The 17,347-nt window shown below is 69.4% G+C and carries 19 protein-coding genes; 8 read left to right on the top strand and 11 right to left on the bottom strand.

Features of this window, described 5'->3' with window-relative positions; all coding sequences use genetic code 11:
* Positions 1-76 precede the first annotated feature (76 nt).
* The 3 genes from mshA (at position 77) to OG219_RS22235 (ending at position 3,711) form a co-directional block, all read left to right on the top strand.
* Positions 77-1,414: a D-inositol-3-phosphate glycosyltransferase gene (gene mshA, locus OG219_RS22245; RefSeq protein WP_266829121.1), complete on the top strand. Its 1,338-nt coding sequence runs from the start codon at positions 77-79 to the stop codon at positions 1,412-1,414.
* Positions 1,407-1,907, top strand: a complete 501-nt coding sequence (locus OG219_RS22240; RefSeq protein WP_266829119.1) for a YbjN domain-containing protein — start codon at positions 1,407-1,409, stop codon at positions 1,905-1,907. The genes mshA and OG219_RS22240 overlap by 8 nt, the downstream gene beginning before the upstream one ends.
* Before the next feature lie 127 nt (positions 1,908-2,034).
* Positions 2,035-3,711 (top strand): glycosyl hydrolase family 28-related protein, encoded by a 1,677-nt coding sequence (locus tag OG219_RS22235; protein WP_266829117.1) that lies wholly within the window; start codon positions 2,035-2,037, stop codon positions 3,709-3,711.
* 33 nt (positions 3,712-3,744) lie between these two features.
* Here the strand turns inward: OG219_RS22235 and OG219_RS22230 are convergent, their stop codons facing one another.
* Positions 3,745-4,407: a class I SAM-dependent methyltransferase gene (locus tag OG219_RS22230; protein WP_266829115.1), complete on the bottom strand. Its 663-nt coding sequence runs from the start codon at positions 4,405-4,407 to the stop codon at positions 3,745-3,747.
* 18 nt (positions 4,408-4,425) lie between these two features.
* Entirely contained in the window at positions 4,426-5,271 is an 846-nt protein-coding gene (locus OG219_RS22225) for an AraC family transcriptional regulator (RefSeq protein WP_266829113.1), read from the bottom strand.
* Positions 5,272-5,321: 50 nt separating this feature from the next.
* On the opposite strand from OG219_RS22225, the gene OG219_RS22220 reads away from it, so the two are divergent.
* Positions 5,322-5,801, top strand: a complete 480-nt coding sequence (locus tag OG219_RS22220; RefSeq protein ID WP_266829111.1) for a DUF2000 domain-containing protein — start codon at positions 5,322-5,324, stop codon at positions 5,799-5,801.
* 12 nt (positions 5,802-5,813) lie between these two features.
* Here OG219_RS22220 and OG219_RS22215 read toward each other — a convergent pair whose 3' ends face one another.
* The 3 genes from OG219_RS22215 to OG219_RS22205 form a co-directional block, all read right to left on the bottom strand.
* Positions 5,814-6,785 carry an N-acetylmuramoyl-L-alanine amidase gene (locus tag OG219_RS22215; protein ID WP_266829109.1) on the bottom strand — a complete coding sequence of 324 codons (972 nt, stop codon included), beginning with the start codon at positions 6,783-6,785 and terminating at the stop codon, positions 5,814-5,816.
* A gap of 162 nt (positions 6,786-6,947) precedes the next feature.
* On the bottom strand, positions 6,948-7,493 hold the full coding sequence (locus tag OG219_RS22210; protein WP_266829107.1) for a hypothetical protein: 546 nt from the start codon (positions 7,491-7,493) through the stop codon (positions 6,948-6,950).
* A gap of 173 nt (positions 7,494-7,666) precedes the next feature.
* Positions 7,667-8,926: an MFS transporter gene (locus tag OG219_RS22205; RefSeq protein WP_266829105.1), complete on the bottom strand. Its 1,260-nt coding sequence runs from the start codon at positions 8,924-8,926 to the stop codon at positions 7,667-7,669.
* 149 nt (positions 8,927-9,075) lie between these two features.
* On the opposite strand from OG219_RS22205, the gene OG219_RS22200 reads away from it, so the two are divergent.
* The gene (locus OG219_RS22200) at positions 9,076-9,837 is read left to right on the top strand and encodes a phosphoglyceromutase (protein WP_266829103.1); all 762 of its coding nucleotides are present in this window, start codon (positions 9,076-9,078) and stop codon (positions 9,835-9,837) included.
* Between the two features lie 70 nt (positions 9,838-9,907).
* Here the strand turns inward: OG219_RS22200 and OG219_RS22195 are convergent, their stop codons facing one another.
* The 5 genes from OG219_RS22195 to phoU form a co-directional block, all read right to left on the bottom strand.
* Positions 9,908-10,153: a hypothetical protein gene (locus tag OG219_RS22195; RefSeq protein ID WP_266829101.1), complete on the bottom strand. Its 246-nt coding sequence runs from the start codon at positions 10,151-10,153 to the stop codon at positions 9,908-9,910.
* A gap of 174 nt (positions 10,154-10,327) precedes the next feature.
* Positions 10,328-10,534, bottom strand: a complete 207-nt coding sequence (locus OG219_RS22190; protein WP_266829099.1) for a hypothetical protein — start codon at positions 10,532-10,534, stop codon at positions 10,328-10,330.
* Between the two features lie 184 nt (positions 10,535-10,718).
* Complete coding sequence (locus OG219_RS22185; RefSeq protein WP_266829097.1) at positions 10,719-11,687, bottom strand: SMP-30/gluconolactonase/LRE family protein; 969 nt, start codon at positions 11,685-11,687, stop codon at positions 10,719-10,721.
* A 187-nt stretch (positions 11,688-11,874) separates the two neighbouring features.
* The gene (locus OG219_RS22180) at positions 11,875-12,027 is read right to left on the bottom strand and encodes a hypothetical protein (RefSeq protein WP_266459435.1); all 153 of its coding nucleotides are present in this window, start codon (positions 12,025-12,027) and stop codon (positions 11,875-11,877) included.
* A 176-nt stretch (positions 12,028-12,203) separates the two neighbouring features.
* Positions 12,204-12,905: a phosphate signaling complex protein PhoU gene (gene phoU, locus OG219_RS22175; RefSeq protein ID WP_266829095.1), complete on the bottom strand. Its 702-nt coding sequence runs from the start codon at positions 12,903-12,905 to the stop codon at positions 12,204-12,206.
* 237 nt (positions 12,906-13,142) lie between these two features.
* On the opposite strand from phoU, the gene OG219_RS22170 reads away from it, so the two are divergent.
* On the top strand, positions 13,143-14,417 hold the full coding sequence (locus tag OG219_RS22170; protein ID WP_266829093.1) for a cell wall metabolism sensor histidine kinase WalK: 1,275 nt from the start codon (positions 13,143-13,145) through the stop codon (positions 14,415-14,417).
* Positions 14,414-15,094 (top strand): response regulator transcription factor, encoded by a 681-nt coding sequence (locus OG219_RS22165; RefSeq protein ID WP_009340348.1) that lies wholly within the window; start codon positions 14,414-14,416, stop codon positions 15,092-15,094. The genes OG219_RS22170 and OG219_RS22165 overlap by 4 nt, the downstream gene beginning before the upstream one ends.
* A 98-nt stretch (positions 15,095-15,192) precedes the next feature.
* On the opposite strand, the gene OG219_RS22160 is transcribed toward OG219_RS22165, so the two are convergent.
* Positions 15,193-15,858 carry a DUF461 domain-containing protein gene (locus tag OG219_RS22160; protein WP_266829091.1) on the bottom strand — a complete coding sequence of 222 codons (666 nt, stop codon included), beginning with the start codon at positions 15,856-15,858 and terminating at the stop codon, positions 15,193-15,195.
* Positions 15,859-16,568: 710 nt separating this feature from the next.
* On the opposite strand from OG219_RS22160, the gene OG219_RS22155 reads away from it, so the two are divergent.
* The gene (locus OG219_RS22155) at positions 16,569-17,051 is read left to right on the top strand and encodes a CarD family transcriptional regulator (protein ID WP_006380568.1); all 483 of its coding nucleotides are present in this window, start codon (positions 16,569-16,571) and stop codon (positions 17,049-17,051) included.
* The last annotated feature ends 296 nt before the right edge of the window (positions 17,052-17,347 follow it).

Genomic DNA, 17,347 nt, shown 5'->3' with positions numbered 1-17,347 from the left:
GGATCCGGCGTTCTCCCTCTCTGGAGGGTGTCCCACATCCTCCGGCAGGCATGCCCGCAGCGAGGAGGAACGCCACGTGAGCCAGTACGTCAGCAGGCTCGGGCGTCGCTCACCGGCGGCGTCCGCCCGCCTCAGGCTGCACCGCAGGCCCCGTCGCGTCGCGATGCTCTCCGTGCACACCTCACCCCTGCACCAGCCCGGCACCGGCGACGCGGGCGGCATGAACGTGTACATCGTGGAGCTCGCCCAGCGCCTCGCCGCGATCAACATCGAGGTCGAGATCTTCACGCGCGCCACCACGGCCGCCCTCCCGCCGACTGTCGAGCTCGCCCCCGGCGTCCTCGTGCGCCACGTCGACGCGGGCCCCTACGAAGGCCTCGCCAAGGAAGACCTCCCCGCCCAGCTGTGCGCCTTCACCCACGGCGTCATGCAGGCCTGGGCGGGCCACCGGCCCGGCTACTACGACCTCGTGCACTCCCACTACTGGCTCTCCGGCCACGTCGGCTGGCTCGCCGCCGAACGCTGGGGCGCCCCCCTCGTGCACGCGATGCACACCATGGCCAAGGTCAAGAACGCCGCGCTCGCCGAGGGCGACACCCCCGAGCCCGCCGCGCGTGTCATAGGCGAGACCCAGGTCGTGCGCGCCGCCGACCGTCTCATCGCCAACACCGCCGAAGAGGCCGACGAGCTCGTACGCCACTACGAGGCCGACCGCGACAAGGTCGCCGTCGTCCACCCGGGCGTCAACCTCGACCGCTTCCGCCCCGCCGACGGCCGCGCCGCCGCCCGTGCTCGACTCGGCCTCCCGCAGGACGCCCTGATCCCCCTCTTCGCGGGCCGCATACAGCCCCTGAAGGCCCCCGACGTGCTGCTGCGCGCGGTCGCCGTCCTGCTCGACGAGCGCCCCGACCTCCGCTCGAAAATCGTCGTCCCCGTAGTGGGCGGTCCCAGCGGCAGCGGCCTCGCCAAGCCCGAGGGGCTGCAGAAGCTCGCCTCGCGGCTGGGCATCGCCGACGTCGTGCACTTCCACCCGCCCGTCGGGCAGGAGCAGCTCGCGGACTGGTTCCGGGCCGCGTCGGTGCTGGTCATGCCCTCGTACAGCGAGTCGTTCGGACTGGTCGCCATAGAGGCGCAGGCGGCCGGCACGCCGGTGCTCGCGGCAGCCGTGGGCGGGCTGCCCGTCGCCGTACGCGACGAGGAGACCGGCTTCCTGGTGAAGGGGCACGATCCCGCCGCCTACGCGCGCGTGCTGCGCGATTTCGCGGACCACACCGACCTGTCCGCGCGTATGGGCGGGGCCGCCGCCCAGCATGCGCGGGGCTTCGGCTGGGACACCTCGGCCGCGGCCACGGCGGACGTGTACACGGCCGCGATGCAGGAACACAGGCGTCGCGTACGCTCCCACCATGGCTGATGTACGGCAGGCGGCACAGGTCATCGAGGGGGTCCTCAAGGAGGCCGAACTCGACTGGGAGAGCCCCGGGCCCGGCAATTTCGTGGTGAAGCTCCCCGGTACCCGGAAGCTGTCGACGACCGTCTCACTGATCGTCGGCAGGCACTCGCTGTCGATCAACGCCTTCGTGATCCGCCACCCGGACGAGAACGAACCGGGTGTGCACCGCTGGCTCCTGGAGCGCAACCTCAAGCTGTACGGGGTGGGTTACGCGATCGACTCCCTCGGTGACATCTATGTGGCCGGGAAGCTGCCGCTGGCCGCGGTCACGCCGGACGAGATCGACCGCCTGCTCGGCTCGGTCCTGGAGGCCGCCGACGGCTCTTTCAACACCCTCCTTGAGCTCGGTTTCGCCTCCGCGATCCGCAAGGAGTACGCCTGGCGGATGTCCCGCGGCGAATCGACCCGCAACCTGGACGCGTTCAGTCACCTGACCCAGCGTCCCGCCAACTGACCTCCGTCATCCGCTAATCAAGCGCTGCACGACCCCTTCCCCGCCTGGGGTCGCCGTGGCATGCTCACCGCCGACGCAGACGTGAACCGTATTCACATCCATGAATGCCAGCGGAAGGCGGGCGGGTATGAGCAACCAGCACATGGGGGTCAGCAGACGCGGCCTGCTCGGCGGCGCCATAGCGGTGGCGGCCGCAGCCGCGACCGGCGGAACGGCGACGGCCGCGACGCCCTCGGCCCAGCGCGGCGAAGTCCCCGCCCTCTGGCACGAGTTCACCCGCACCCCCTTCACCCACCCGCAGATCCCGTACATCGGCAGGGCCGGCTACCGCGCCGGGGCGGCGCGCTTCCCCCGCCGCCCCGTGGTGGCCGACGTACGCCACTACGGAGCCGTCGCCGACGACGGGACCACGGACTGCGCCCCCGCGATCAACCGTGCCATCGCTGCCGCCGGAAAGGCCGGCGGTGGCACGGTTCTCATCCCGCCCGGCACCTTCCGCATCGACGACCTGATCCGCATCGGGTACTCGAACGTCGTCCTGCGCGGCGCCGGCAGCAACGTGACGAAGCTGTACGCGACCAGGAACCTCACCGAACTGATCGGCGTCTACGGCTCCCGCTACGGCGGCGACAAGTCGTCCTGGTCCTGGGCCGGCGGCCTGATCTGGCTCTGCCCGACCGACCGCTTCACGACCCTCACGACCGCCATCAAGGCGAAGGCGTGGCCCTTCGAGGGCTGGACCGGCAACAAGCGCGACGAGTGGCAGACCCTGACGACCCTCGCACCGGCGCGCCAGGGCTCCCGGACGCTGCGCGTGGCGGACCCCCGGAAACTGAAGCCCGGCCAACTCGTCCTCCTCCGCCTCGCCGACGACGCCGGCCACACCCTCCTGGAGCACATGTCGGGCGGCGGCCCGGGCACCGAGGCGTACCTCTGGGACGACAAGACGAAGCTGACGAGTTACGTCCCGTACGAGTGGCCCGTACGCATCGCGTGCGTGCAGGGCGAAAAGGTCACCCTGGAGAGGCCGCTTCCGCTGGACGTACGCCCGGAGTGGGACCCCCGGCTGACCACACTCGTGGAGCCGCTGACGGGCTCCGGCGTCGAAGGCCTCACCCTGGAGGCGGTGGAAACCCCGCAGAGCCTCCACCTCCTCGACAAGGGCTACAACGGCGTCACCTTCCAATGTGCGTACGACTGCTGGGCCGACGACGTGGTCGTACGCCACGTGGACAACGGCTTCGGCCTGGTCGCCGCCTCCGCCTGCACCCTGCGCCGCACGCGCGTGGCGGGCCGCGGCGCGCACCACCCGTACTTCTGCCGCGAGGGCTCGCACGACAACCTCGTCGAGGACTTCACGATCGAGCAGCGCACGGTCCCGGCGCCCGCCGGAACCCAACTCCACGGCATCAACGTGGAAGGCCTCTCCTCCTACAACGTCTGGTCCCGCGGCGACATGAGGATGGGCACCTTCGACTCCCACCGCGGCCTGCCGTTCGCCAACGTCCGCACCGACATCACGGTCGACAACACCGGCACGCACGGCGGCGACTACTCGGCGGGCCCCCTCTTCGGTGCCCGCTTCACCCACTGGAACATCCGCGTCACCAACTCCCGCGCCGGCCTGATGAAGATCGACGGCCTCGCGCCCCACAGCGCCACGGTCGGCATCAACGAGGTGACGGAGTTCGGCCAGATCGACGTACCCGACTTCACCGGAGACCTGCACGCGCGCGTGGAGCTGTACGGCACGACAGGCGTCGTACGCCCACGGAACCTGTACGAGGCTCAGCGGGCGCTTTAGACCGCCGGATCACGGGATCACCGGATCACCGGATCACCGGGATGAGGACCGCAGGGCGTCGAACCCGACGAAGGTGAACATCCGCTCCCCGGGCGGCAGTTGGCGGGGCTCGCCGGTGTACCGGTGGGCCCCGACGGCGAATCCGAGCGCGGGGTCGGAGACCCACAGCCGCTCGAACCCGCGCTCCTCCAGCCACGCGCACACCTGGGGGACCAGATCCTCCGCCGCGACCTCGATACGACGGCTGCGCGTCCACACGACCGTTCCGCCCGGCTTGCACAGCATGGTGCAGTGGTCGATCGTGCGCTCGACGTCCGCGTCGGTGATGTTGCCGAGCACGCCGCAGAGCAGCACCAGATCGGCGGGCGCCACGCGCGCGTAGTGGTCGGTCAAGGAGGCGTCCCCGACGACGACTTCGACCTGCGTCAGCCCGGCGGCCTCGGCCGCGCGCACGGCCGACTCGGCGTTCTGCCCGTCCAACTCGACGAGCCGCGCCCGGACATCGCCGCGACGCGGGTGTTCGGCGAGTACGCCGATCAGGTCACGCCCCTGTCCGGCGCAGACGCTGACGACCGTGAGCGGTCCGGGCGGAGCCTCGTCGAGGGCGAGGCGGATGCGCTCCTGGACGAGCACGAGGCGCTGTTCGAGCCAGGAGCCGGGAGTGTCGTACGCGGCGTGCCATTCGTGCCAGTCCATGATCGGGAGCCTAGGACGTCACCCGGAGCCGCGCAGGTGAATATCGCTCCGCGCGTACCGCCCCGGAGGCACTCCCACCAACTTCCTGAAATGGCGGGTGAGATGGGACTGGTCGAAGAAGCCGGTCACCACCGCCACCTCGCCCGGCGGCCGTCCGTCGAGCAGCAGGCGGCGGGCGCGTTCGACACGGCGGGACATCAGGTACTGGTGCGGCGCTATCCCGAAGGCCGCGCTGAACGCCCGTACCAGATGGGCGGGATGGGCCTGCAGGAGACGGGCGGCCTCCTCCAGGGCGACGCCTTCGACGAGCCGTGCGTCGAGGAGTTCGCGCAGCCGGTGGGCGAGGGTGCGGTCGGGGCGCGAGGGCTCCCCGGGCAGGTGGGGCCGCAGATGCCCGCGCAGCCGTTCTCCCACCAGGGTCAGCCTGCTCTCGGCCTCCAGCTCGTCCCCGGGAAGCGCGAGCGCCGTGTGCAACTGCGCCACGCGGCGTCGCAGTACGGGATCCACCAGGTCCGGCGCGTCCACCGCGGGCCCGATGAAGCTCTCGTCGAGCCGGCTCAGGTCCAGATACAGGACGCGCTTGCGGAAGCCGTCCTCGGTGACCGGGGAACCGTTGTGCGGGACGTACGGCGGCAGCAGCGAGACCGTGTCGTGCGGGGTGCCGTGCTCATGCCGGTCGAGGTCGTACCGTACGGCCCCGTCGTCGACGATCAGCAGCGTCCACGCCTCGTGCACGTGCATCGGGTACGCGTACTCGGTGTAGTGGGCATGGAACACCTCCACGACACCCGGGACGCGCGGGCGCCACGCCGAGATCTCCCGCTGGGGGCGCGGGGGACGGTGCGGCGGGCGCTGCGGGGCCATGCAAAGAACGTACAAGACGTGGTCGTACGGAGGTCGGCAGTCTCGATGGCATGAGCACCGAGACCCCTGCACAGACCCCCGCCGAGACCCCTGCCGAGAACGCTGCGGACAACGCCCCCATCCGCTTCGACACCAAGATCGCCGTCCTGCTGCGGGACGACCTGGAGCCCTGGCAACGACTGAATGTGACCGCTTTCCTGGTCAGCGGCCTGGGGGCGACGGTTCCCGAGGTGGTCGGGGAGCCGTACGCCGACGCGGACGGCGTCCCCTACCTGCCGATGTTCCGACAGCCCGTGCTGATCTTCGAGGGCTCGAAGGAGACCTTGACCGCCGCGCACGGCCGGGCCCTCACGCGGGTGCTGCCGCGAGCCGTCTTCACGTCCGACCTGTTCGCCACCGGCAACGACCGGGACAACCGCACGGCCGTGAAGGCCGTGCGGACCGGGGATCTGGACCTCGTGGGGCTCGCGGTGTACGGGCCGCGGAACGCGGTGGACAAGGTGCTGAAGGGGGCGCGGATGCATCCCTGAGGCCTCAGGTCCTCAGGCGACGACCTCGAACAGGCCGCTCTGGGAGCCGAGCTTGCTGAGGGAGATCTTGCCGGGGATGCCGTTGGCGTCGTCGCCGGCGTAGCCGAGGTGGCGCTGCCACTTGGCGTAGGCGGCGATGGTCTTCGAGCCGAAGGAGCCGTCGCCCGCGTAGGTCTTGGCGAGGTAGCCGAGCTTGACCAGGGCGGCCTCGGTGAGGTTCGTCCCCGCCATGTAGCTGACGTGGCCCTGCTTGGCGGCCGGGTCCTTCTTCGCGGCGCCGATCAGACGGGACAGGTCGACGCGGGGCTTGGACGCGGTGCCGGTGCCGGGCTTGGTGGGTTTCGTCGGCTTGGTGGGTTTGGGCGTGCCCGGCTTGGCCGGGGTGGTCTTGATGGGCGTGTCCGCGAGCTGCTTCTTCACGTCGGCCCGGAAGTCGTCCATGTCGAAGCTGGGGTCGACCTTGCCGGGCTGGACCTCCTTGTGCCCGGCGACCGACTTCTCGGACCAGCCGTGGGCCCGGCACAGGGCGGCGGCCCACAGCACGGCCTTGCGGTACTGCGCGTCGGGGTAGGGGTCCCTGCCGTTGCCGCGGTTCTCGATCTCCAGGCCGTACAGGACATCGTTGCCGTCGGCGTTGGCCTGGTTGTCCTTCGGGAGCGTGGTCTCCTCGCGCAGCGCGTTGAGGACGTCGAGGTCGACGGAGCCGGCGTGGTTGGCGCGGCCGTGGCCGATCAGCCACAGCCCGTCGGTCTTGCCCAGCCAGGCGTGGCAGAGCGGGCCGGGGAGGTCGGACCTGCCCTTGTAGCAGAGCTCCTTGTCGTCGTGCCCCGCCGTGTGGTGGATCAGTACGCCGATGACGGGGCCGAACTTCTTACCCGTCGCCGAGTCGCGGTTGTGGGTCTTCCAGCCGGTGTGCTCGTGGAAGGCGAGACCCTCGGCCTTCAACGCGGCGAGGGTCTCAGCGGCGGTCAGGGGTGTGGCCATGGCTGTGTTCCTTTCGGGGCGACGCGGTCGTCAGGCGGTCGTGCGGGTGCGGCGGCTACAGGTACGTGAACCAGGAGGCAAATAATCAGCCTGGGACGGGAGTTGAGACGCGGGTGCCTGGGAGCCGAGCCGTGCGGTGTGCACCGCTCAGCATCGCGGAACCTATGCGCCGCGCGGGGCGAAACCGGTCCAATGGCCACCCCTGGTGTCACCGTCCGGCCTGTTGCCACCGCCCGGACCGGTGTCACCGTCGGGCCCGTTGTCACCGCCCGGGCGGTGGTTCGCCAGCCACACTCCGCGGCCCAGCGCCCACAGCAGCAGCCCGGCCACCACCGGACCGCCGAAGAAGATGACGAGACCGGCTCCGATGTTGGCGCCGATCACACCGGCCGTCAGCACCCGCCAGCCCATGCCGACCAGCAGCCCGGCCATGACCAGCGGAGCGAGAACCCCCCACCAGCGCTTGTCCATCCCGCCGCTCCGCGAGGCACGTACGAGCAGCGTCGCGCCAACTCCCGCCAGCACCAGGGCGACCGCGCCGAGCACGGTGTCCAGCCCGTCCGGGAGCCCCAACGGCTGGAAGGCGTAGTCGAGTTGGGACGCCGGAAGCTCCGCGGCGTTCTGCTGGCCCAGCAGTCCCCAGGCGGCGACCGGTACGGCCGCGACCAGGGCGGTGGCGGCGGACAGAAGCGTTCCTCGGTTCGTCATGTGCTCAGCGTGGCGGGGCGGGGTCGGGGTGGCATGAGCACGGGTACTCAGGCGCTGTGGGTGGTGCACTCAGGTGGGTGCGTGGTGAGGGGCGGTGTGCGTCGTGGGGGGCGTACGTGGTGCGCGCGGCCGTACCGACTCCGAGCGCGCCCCGTACCGCCCCCCCCGCGTCCTTACGCCGCGCTGACCTCGGTCTTCGCGGTGACGGGCGTGGGAGGGGCCCACTCGCCCTCCGCCGGAAGCCGCCGCATCAGCACCCCGTACCCGACGCCCGCCACCGTCCCCACCACCGCGCACAGCCCCCACAGCCACTCCGCGCCGAACCGGTCGATGACGAGGCCGGACATCAGCGGCGCGACGAGTGCGGCGAGCGCCCAGGACAGGGTGTACATGCCCTGATAGCGGCCGCGGCCGTGCACCGGGGAGAGCCGGACGACGAGCCCTGTCTGGGTGGGCGCGTTGACGATCTCCGCCAAGGTCCACACGCACACGGTGAGCGCGAAGACGCCGACCGAGCCGGCGAAGGCGGTGAGCCCGAAGCCGTACCCCGCGAGGAGCGAGGAGACGACGAGCAGCCGCTTGGGATCCCGGTGCTCGATGAAACGGGTGACCGGGATCTGCAGAGCGACGATGAGTACGCCGTTGACGGCGACCGCCATGCCGTAGTCGGCCGGGGTGAAGCCCGCCTGGCCCATCGCGACCGGGAGTCCGACGAACCCCTGCTGGAAGACGAGGGCGACGAGGAACGACAGCCCGACGACGCTCATGAAGCGCCGGTCGCGCAGGACGGTCCCGAGCCCGACGCCGTCTTCGGCCGCGGCCTCCTTGACGCTCTGGACCGGCCGGGACTCCGGGAGCTTCGCGAAGACGACGAGCGCGCAGGCGAGGGTCATGCCTGCCTCGATGAGGAAGCCCGCGAGGTAGCTGAACTCGGCGATGAAGCCGGCGGCCATGGAGGAGACGGCGAAGCCGAGGTTGATGGCCCAGTAGTTGAGCGAGAAGGCCCGCACCCGGTCCTCGGGCCGCACGATGTCGGCCATCATCGCCTGGACGGCGGGCCGCGAGGCGTTCGAGGTCATCCCCACCAGGAAGGCGACCGCGGCGATGGCCACGGGGTGGTGCATGAAGCCGAGCAGTGCGACGGAGAGGGCCGTGGACACCTGCGCGATCAGCAGCGTGGGCCGCCGCCCGAGCCGGTCGGTCATGACCCCCGCGCCGAGCGAGGAGATGACGCCGCCGAGGCCGTGCAGGGAGGCGACGAGACCGGCGTACGAGGCGGAGTAGCCGCGGTCGAGTGTCAGGTACAGGGCCATGAACGTGGCGACGAAGGCCCCGAGCCGGTTGACGAGGGTGCTGGTCCACAGCCACCAGAACTCGCGGGGGAGCCCGGAGACGCTCTCGCGGGCGGCGCGTCTCATGACGGCGAATGACATCGGGACCCCACGGATGTAAGCGGCTTGGGCAGTAAGCGCAACTTACAAATGACCCGCCCCGCCCGGCCACTCAATTAACAGATGCCGTCAACTGTCCGGCTTCCGGGCGGGCGAGCGAGGTGACGAAGCCTTCCATTACGCTCGGACGCATGGCCGACGCACCGTACAAGCTGATCCTCCTCCGCCACGGCGAGAGCGAATGGAACGCGAAGAACCTGTTCACCGGTTGGGTGGACGTCAACCTCAACGAGAAGGGCGAGAAGGAGGCAGTCCGCGGCGGTGAGCTGCTCAAGGACGCCGGCCTGCTGCCCGACGTTGTCCACACCTCGCTCCAGAAGCGCGCGATCCGCACCGCCCAGCTCTCGCTGGAGTCCGCGGACCGCCACTGGATCCCCGTCCACCGCTCCTGGCGCCTGAACGAGCGCCACTACGGCGCCCTCCAGGGCAAGGACAAGGCCCAGACCCTCGCCGAGTTCGGCGAGGAGCAGTTCATGCTGTGGCGCCGCTCGTACGACACGCCGCCGCCGGCCCTCGAGGACGGCACGGAGTTCTCCCAGTCCGAGGACCCGCGCTACGCGTCGATCCCCCCGGAGCTCCGCCCCCGCACGGAGTGCCTGAAGGACGTCGTCCTCCGCATGCTCCCGTACTGGTACGACGGCATCGTCCCCGACCTCCTCACCGGCCGCACGGTCCTGGTCGCGGCCCACGGCAACTCCCTCCGCGCCCTCGTCAAGCACCTCGACGGCATCTCCGACGCCGACATCGCAGGCCTGAACATCCCCACCGGCATCCCCCTCTCCTACGAGCTGGACGCCGACTTCAAGCCCCTCAACCCCGGCGGCACCTACCTCGACCCCGACGCGGCGGCGGCGGCGATCGAGGCGGTCAAGAACCAGGGCAAGAAGAAGTAATCCGGCACGATTAAGCCCCTTACCTGCGGTTTTCCCGCAAGTAGGGGGCTTGTTGCTGTGCTGGGGCCGTCTACTTGTTGTGTCCGCCCGGAGCGTGGCCCGCGGGGTTCTGGTTCTCCGTCTCCTGCGTGTGCGCGCCACCCGTGCAGCTGGGCTGCTGCCCGCCGGGCTCGTTGCCGCTGGGGTTCGTGCAGGAGGTGTCGACCGGGTTGATCCTTGCGTCGGCGATTCCGGCGCTGCCGAGGCCCAGCGTGAACGCCGCGGCTACTGCTGCGACCGCCGCCCCGAGCCTCTTGGTCGTCATTCTGCTGGTCATTTCGCTCAGCTTCCAGACTGTCTCTCGCTGTGCGGCAGAGCGTTGAGGACTGTCGCATGGCCGCTCCCAACGCTTCTCGGACAGGTCGCAACTGTCAAGCAATTGGAGTAAATCGTGACAAAGCATGACAAAACGTGCGATTTCTTCGCGGGTAGGAGGCTCGCTGCCGTGCGCTCACACCGCGACGCCGGCCAGGCCGTGGAACGCCTGGGTGGTGCGAGGGTGGGCGATCTCGTCCAGCAGGTGTCGCCAGTCGGGGTCGGTGATGCTCGGGTGGGCCAGATCCCAGGCGGTGAGCAGTGGGGCGAGGTCGGTCTCGCGGGGGATCTCGGGCAGGTCGTCCGTCGTGGTGCTCGTCTTTGAGGTCAGCTGCGACTTCATGGTCGTTTCCTTCCGGATGGGGGCTGCGAGCCTTTGGGATCCGTTGGGTTGAACGATGCCGTCGTCTGCTCGCCTGAACCATGGAGTGCGCCACCGGATCAAAGGTGTGGGTGGCCGCACCCCGAGAGGGCTGCTCTCCCCCTCTCGGGGCGTCGGGGGATCCCTGTGGATCGTCTCCCTCTCGTCAGAGAGAAACCGCCACCGCGTTGAACGTCGTGTCAGGCAACTGCGGGCTGGTGAAGCGGGCGTTGACGAGGTAGAGGCGGTTGCCGTAGCGGGCGGCGGTGGTGGGGACGTCGAAGCGGGGGTCGGTGATCGTTTGGCGCAGGGTGGCGGTGGTGGCCTTGGCGTCGAGGTCGAAGACGGTGACGATGTTGAGGCGGTTCTGTACGACGTACAAGGTGCGGCCGATGCGGACGAGGCCGTCGCCGTTGACGACGGTGTCCGCGCCGACCAGCGTGATCTTGGTGGCGTAACCCGTCTTGACGCTCACGTTGTAGAGCACGCCCGGGCTGCTGCTGACCACGATCAGGCCGCGGCCGTCGGGGGTGCCGACGATGCCGTTGGCGTTGTTCACGTTCGGGGTCTGGACCCAGTCGCCGGTGAGCGGCAGGGCGCGGACCGCTCCGTCGCGGCCGCGCGGTACGCCGTAGAGCACCGCGTCGCGTGAGTCGGTGAACCAGGCGCGGTCGCCGAGCAGGATGACGTCGTTGATGAAGTGGCCGGTCGCTTCGGTCAGTTGGTGCGTGGCGACGAGTTCGCCGGTACGGGAGTCGTGGACCCGCGCGATGCCCGTGCTTCCGGCGATGTAGAGCAGGCCGTCGTCGTCCAGCTTCAGGCCGACGGAGACCAGGCCGGTGCCGCCCGCGAACAAGACCTTGCCCTCGCCCGTGCGCAGGTCGGTGCGGAGGACGGCGCCGTTCGCGCGCGAGCCCATGTACGCGTACGGCTTTCTTCCGATGGTGATCCCCTCGGGGAGGAAGCCGTCGGGGAGCGGGAACTCGGTCGGCCACGAGGCCTTCGCGGCAGCGGTGGCAGCGGTGGTCGTGGCGTTCGCTGTGCCGGCGCCTGCCGTCACCGTGAGTGCGGCGACGGCGGCGGCACCGCCGAGAACGGCGCGCCGGGACGGCTGGGGGCGGTGGTTCTGGGTCATGGTTCCAGGCCTCCGTGAAGAGTGGGGGTGAGACTCAGAAACTCCAACTCGCTCAAGAGTTCTATGAGTTCGCAACGGACTGCCACCCTCCGGGGTTCCCCGGCGCCACCGCAAGGCGAGGACACGCCGAAGGGGCCCCGTCCTCATGACGGGGCCCCTTCGGCGTATGTACGACGCGTCTACCCGCTCAGCCGCACTGGCAGGGATTGCCGGACTGGCATCCGCACCCGCACCCCGAACCGCAGCCGCAGGCGCCGAACAGTGGAAGGTTCTTGATCTCGGCGGGCTGCTGGGTGTCGCTGTCCTGTGTGGGGTCGGGCGTGCTGGGGGAATCGGCCATGGGTCCCTCCTTCAGGCACGAAGTGTGCGAGGCACGCTGCACCGCACAGCTCCTGTCGCCCATTTCATGCCCACTCCGGCGGGTGCATCAACGGCGCACACTCGGCGCACCGAGGCTCGCCCGCGCCCCCGGAGTGCGGGAGCAAGATCCCCACAGGCAGGTCGCCCCGCCCGGGATCAGGCCCCCTCGGCCCCCGTCACCGGCTGGATGTCGGGCTGGATGTCCGGCTGGATCTCGTCCGCGTGCTCGCCCGTCACGAGGAACACGACGCGCTTGGCGACGGACACCGCGTGGTCGGCGAAGCGCTCGTAGTAACGGCCCAGGAGGGTCACGTCCACGGCGGTCTCGATGCCGTGCTTCCACTTGTCGTCCAGCAGGTGCTGGAACAGCGTGCGGTGCAGGAGGTCCATCTCGTCGTCGTCCGACTCCAGCTGGAGCGCGAGGTCGACGTCCTTCGTGATGATGACCTCGGCCGCCTTGGCCATCAGGCGCTGGGCGAGCTGGCCCATCTCCAGGATCGTGGCGTGCAGGTCGTGCGGGATGGCCCGCTCGGGGAAGCGCAGCCGCGCCAGCTTCGCGACGTGCTGGGCCAGGTCGCCGGAGCGCTCCAGGTCGGCCGACATACGGAGCGAGGTGACCACGATCCGCAGATCCGTCGCCACCGGCTGCTGGCGGGCCAGCAGGGCTATCGCCCGGGCCTCCAGCTCGTGCTGAAGGTCGTCGACCTTCTCGTCGGCGGCGATCACGCTCTCGGCCAGCTTCAGGTCGGAGTCGAGGATGGCCGTCGTGGCGCGTCCGATCGCCGACCCGACGAGCCGGGCCATCTCGACCAGGCCCTCGCCGATCGAGTCAAGTTCCTCGTGGTACGCGTCCCGCATCAGGTAGTCCCTCTCTCACGTCAGCTTCGGGGGTCCGGGGGCTGGACCCTGACCATCGGAAATAGCCACCGAGCAGGCCCCGTGAACCCCACGCTCCCACGTTCGGGCTCGTACGCGTCCGTTTCAGTCACCCCAAATGAACCATCCCTGGCTCCTGGGTGAACTCTGGGCGACGAGTGTTCGAGGTCGCACCCGGATGGCTGTGGCCTGGCGTGACGACATGCCTAACCTGGGGGCATGGACGTGAACGCGGCGGTCGCCGCAGCGGCAGCGATCGCCGGAGTGCTTACCGGTGTCATCGCCATGCTGGCGTTCCGCTGGAGCGAGCGCGACCAGAAACGCCCAACCCGCACTTCGCTGCATACGGATCCAGTGCTTCCGCCCGGCGTGGACACGGTCCTTTCCGTGCTCCGCTCCTCCGCCGTCGTACTGGACGAGGCGGACGCCGTGGTCAAGGCCAGCTCGGCCGCGTACGCCCTCGGGCTGGTGCGCGGCGGCAAACTCGCCGTCGAACCGATGCTCCAGATGGCGCGTGACACCCGTCGTGACGGGGAGATACGACAGGTGGAGCTGGATCTGCCGAGGCGGGGGACGGGGCGTGGTGAAGCCCTCGCCGTCTCCGCCCGGGTGGCGCCGCTGGGCTCCCGGCTCGTACTCCTCCTCGTCGAGGACCTCACCGAGGCCCGGCGCATCGAGGCCGTACGACGCGACTTCGTCGCCAACGTCAGCCACGAGCTCAAGACCCCCGTCGGCGCACTCAGCCTGCTCTCCGAAGCTGTCATGGACGCTTCCGACGACCCGGAAGCGGTGGAACGCTTCGCCGGCCGGATGCAGATAGAGGCCACCCGGCTCACCAACCTCGTACAGGAGCTCATCGACCTCTCCCGGGTCCAGAACGACGACCCCCTGGAGGACGCCGAGCCGGTACGGGCCGACGAACTCGTCGCCGAGGCGATCGACCGCTGCCGCCACCAGGCCGGCACCAAGCAGATCACCATGGCCGCAGGCGGCACCGCCGACCTGAGTATCTGGGGGAACAGGGGCCAGCTGGCCGCCGCCCTCGGAAACCTCGTCGAGAACGCCGTCAACTACTCGCCCGCCCGTACCCGGGTGGGCATAGCCGCGCGCCGGGTGACCGCGCCCGGCGGAGACCTCATCGAGATCGCCGTGACCGATCAGGGCATCGGCATCTCCGAAAAGGACAAGGAGCGCGTCTTCGAGCGCTTCTACCGCGTCGACCCGGCCCGTTCCCGTGCCACAGGCGGTACGGGGCTGGGGCTCGCGATCGTGAAACACGTGGCGGCCTCGCACGGCGGGGAGGTCACGGTGTGGAGTTCCGAGGGACAGGGCTCCACGTTCACCCTGCGGCTGCCGGAGGCGGGCCCGGCCCGCGACCGCGTGACCCGACAACACATGCCCGGACTCGACGAAGAGGACGAGCAGCCCATCGACGGGACGACCACCGTCACATCCCCGTATGACCCGCTTCCTGCTCCGGAGGTCCTTCCGTGACCCGTGTGCTCGTCGTCGAGGACGAGGAGTCCTTCTCCGACGCCCTGTCGTACATGCTCCGCAAGGAGGGCTTCGAGGTCGCCATCGCGACCACCGGGCCCGACGGACTCGACGAGTTCGAGCGCAACGGCGCCGACCTCGTCCTCCTCGACCTGATGCTGCCGGGCCTGCCCGGCACGGAGGTCTGCCGCCAGCTGCGCGGCCGCTCCAACGTTCCGGTGATCATGGTCACCGCCAAGGACAGCGAGATCGACAAGGTCGTCGGGCTGGAAATAGGGGCTGACGACTACGTCACCAAGCCCTTCTCCTCCCGCGAGCTGGTCGCCCGCATCCGCGCCGTGCTCCGCCGCCGCGGGGAGCCGGAGGAGGTCACTCCGGCCGCCCTGGAGGCCGGGCCCGTCCGGATGGACGTCGACCGCCACGTGGTCACCGTCTCCGGCTCCAAGGTCGACCTTCCCCTGAAGGAGTTCGACCTCCTGGAGATGCTCCTGCGCAACGCGGGCCGCGTCCTGACCCGCATGCAGCTCATCGACCGGGTGTGGGGCGCCGACTACGTCGGTGACACCAAGACGCTCGACGTCCACGTCAAGCGCCTGCGCGCGAAGATCGAGCCGGACCCGGGGGCGCCCAGGTACCTGGTCACGGTGCGCGGTCTCGGCTACAAGTTCGAGCCGTAAACCGACACCGTACGTCGGCTGTCCGGCCGCTTGGCTGTTTGCTTGCGCACGACGAAGGGCGGCACCCCTCGGGGTACCGCCCTTCGTGCGTGCGTGGCTCAGTGGGCCGCCGCGGAGACCGAGGCAGACGCCGCGTCGGTGGGCGTACCCGACACGGATTCGGCCGGCGACTCCGAGGTCGAGGCGGACGGCGAGGCCGACTCCGACGGCTCGGTGCCCGCGGTGGCCGTGGCCTCCGGCGTCGAGGGCACGTCGCTCGGGCCCCACCCGGTGAAGTAGCTCTCGGCCGGGATGACGAACGCGCGCAGGCTCACGTCACCCGTCTGGCTGAAGTTGAAGGTGATCTTCTGGGCGTTGCCGTCCACGATGGCGTCATTGCCGCTGGCCAGCACCGCGGCGGCGTTGCCCTTGCCGCCGAGGATGACGTAGCCGCCCGCCGGGACCGTCAGCTTGCCGGAACCCTCGGCAGGCTTGATCTCGGCGGTCTTGCCGCTGGCGGCGACGGTGATCGAGTCCAGCGTCTGCGCGGTGTCACCGTTGTTGAACACGGTCGCGGAGATCGCGGCAGGGCCCGTCGCCTCCAGGTCCGGCTGGGTGATGACGACGGCGTTCTGGATCTTGATGTCGCCGACGGCGGTCGCGGCGTTGTCCGGCTTCACTTCCAGGGTCTGTGCGTTGTTGCCGGCGGCGCACGCGGCGAGTGAGGCGATCGAGAACGCGATGGCGGCGGCGGCGAGAGCGCCGCGTCGAAGGCTGCTGCTCACGGCTGCGGCAACTCCTTGAACGTGTGTGAAGTCGGGCGGCCCCGTTGTAAAGCCGTCCTAAGGGTCTGTCAGCGGGCTTAGGTTACCGAGCCGTTCCCAGGCCGCCGCACCCGACCCGCCCCTACGCACCGACGGGCTCCCGTGCGCCGTGCGCGCGCCCCGCCCGTCGCACCCGCCTCCTCCGTCTCTTCGGCTACTTTGAGCCCGTACTCGTCCGGCATTCACATAACTACCACCGACTGCCGCTTGCGGATTTCGCGCAAGGAATGTCCGGTGGCCCAGAAAAATTGATCATCGGCAGATGACTCGGCAGATCATCGGTAGATCGCGGGTTGGACCGCCGGTAAGGCCCCGAGTAGATCTAAGGCCGCCGGTAGATCATCGGCAGTTCACCGAAGGCCGTGATCAATTCCGGATTCGTCTCGTACCCGACTCCGGTCATCGAACGGAGTAGCGGAAGTCGAGCTCTTGGGGCCGGACAAAACGGGACGTTAAGACCCTGGTCAGCGGCTTCCGGTGTGTGTAACGTGCGCGTTTCACTTCCCCTGGACAGCCGCCCCGACCTGCGAATACCCTCTTCCGCTCGCCTCTCGCAGCACGTTCCTGTTGCGGTTGTCAAGCCCCGAGATATGCCCTGACCTGCGAAAACGCCATTCAGAAGACGCAGTTTCCGTGTTACCCTGGATAGCCACGGAAGGGGTACCTGTCACATGACGTTCAAGGTTGGCGACACCGTGGTCTATCCCCATCACGGGGCCGCGCTGATCGAGGCTATCGAAACTCGCCAGATCAAAGGCGTGGACAAGACCTACTTGGTGCTGAAGGTCGCTCAGGGCGACCTGACGGTGCGTGTGCCAGCGGACAATGCGGAGTTCGTCGGCGTGCGTGATGTGGTCGGTCAGGAAGGGCTGGACCGGGTCTTCGAGGTGCTGCGTGCGCCGTACGCCGAGGAGCCCACGAACTGGTCGCGCCGTTACAAGGCAAATCTGGAGAAGCTCGCCTCCGGCGATGTCATCAAGGTCGCGGAAGTCGTACGTGACCTGTGGCGTCGTGAGCGCGAGCGTGGACTCTCCGCCGGTGAGAAGCGCATGCTCGCCAAGGCCCGCCAGATCCTGGTGAGCGAGCTCGCTCTCGCGGAGAACACGAACGAGGACAAGGCCGAGGCCCTGCTCGACGAGGTTCTCGCGTCCTGACGCCGGCAGTCGCCGAGACGGAAATCGTCCCGACGTATGCAATCGCCGAGACGACGGTCGTAGCCGTCTTGACGTACGCATAAGTCAGCGCAGTGCAATTTGAGATGCGTGCAATGAAATGCCGCGGTGCCCGATGACGCATTAGCTGTCGCCGGGCGCTGCGGCATGTTCGTACCCGCACCCGGTCCGGGAACCGGAACTGCCCGGTGCCAGAATTGCAAGAGCCCCGCGCACTTGGTGTGCCGGGCCCGGGCAGCTGCCTCGACCAGATGTCACGGAAGGGTCCGGTCAAGGCG

Origin of the sequence: Streptomyces sp. NBC_00038 (genome assembly GCF_026343635.1) — a bacterium.
In the GTDB taxonomy this organism is placed as follows: domain Bacteria; phylum Actinomycetota; class Actinomycetes; order Streptomycetales; family Streptomycetaceae; genus Streptomyces.
Note: the sequence above shows the minus strand (reverse complement) of the source record. Positions and strands in the feature narration are given on the sequence as shown.

Bases quoted from the DNA above. Each gene is read 5' to 3' on its own strand.
- OG219_RS22190 (WP_266829099.1), bottom strand. From the start codon at position 10,534: ATGAAGTCGCAGCTGACCTCAAAGACGAGCACCACGACGGACGACCTG.
- OG219_RS22155 (WP_006380568.1), top strand. From the start codon at position 16,569: ATGACGTTCAAGGTTGGCGACACCGTGGTCTATCCCCATCACGGGGCC.
- OG219_RS22170 (WP_266829093.1), top strand. From the start codon at position 13,143: ATGGACGTGAACGCGGCGGTCGCCGCAGCGGCAGCGATCGCCGGAGTG.
- OG219_RS22215 (WP_266829109.1), bottom strand. From the start codon at position 6,785: ATGGCCACACCCCTGACCGCCGCTGAGACCCTCGCCGCGTTGAAGGCC.
- OG219_RS22180 (WP_266459435.1), bottom strand. From the start codon at position 12,027: ATGGCCGATTCCCCCAGCACGCCCGACCCCACACAGGACAGCGACACC.
- OG219_RS22185 (WP_266829097.1), bottom strand. From the start codon at position 11,687: ATGACCCAGAACCACCGCCCCCAGCCGTCCCGGCGCGCCGTTCTCGGC.
- OG219_RS22220 (WP_266829111.1), top strand. From the start codon at position 5,322: ATGAGCACCGAGACCCCTGCACAGACCCCCGCCGAGACCCCTGCCGAG.
- OG219_RS22240 (WP_266829119.1), top strand. From the start codon at position 1,407: ATGGCTGATGTACGGCAGGCGGCACAGGTCATCGAGGGGGTCCTCAAG.
- phoU (WP_266829095.1), bottom strand. From the start codon at position 12,905: ATGCGGGACGCGTACCACGAGGAACTTGACTCGATCGGCGAGGGCCTG.
- OG219_RS22230 (WP_266829115.1), bottom strand. From the start codon at position 4,407: ATGGACTGGCACGAATGGCACGCCGCGTACGACACTCCCGGCTCCTGG.
- OG219_RS22210 (WP_266829107.1), bottom strand. From the start codon at position 7,493: ATGACGAACCGAGGAACGCTTCTGTCCGCCGCCACCGCCCTGGTCGCG.
- OG219_RS22235 (WP_266829117.1), top strand. From the start codon at position 2,035: ATGAGCAACCAGCACATGGGGGTCAGCAGACGCGGCCTGCTCGGCGGC.
- OG219_RS22205 (WP_266829105.1), bottom strand. From the start codon at position 8,926: ATGTCATTCGCCGTCATGAGACGCGCCGCCCGCGAGAGCGTCTCCGGG.
- OG219_RS22200 (WP_266829103.1), top strand. From the start codon at position 9,076: ATGGCCGACGCACCGTACAAGCTGATCCTCCTCCGCCACGGCGAGAGC.
- OG219_RS22195 (WP_266829101.1), bottom strand. From the start codon at position 10,153: ATGACCAGCAGAATGACGACCAAGAGGCTCGGGGCGGCGGTCGCAGCA.
- OG219_RS22225 (WP_266829113.1), bottom strand. From the start codon at position 5,271: ATGGCCCCGCAGCGCCCGCCGCACCGTCCCCCGCGCCCCCAGCGGGAG.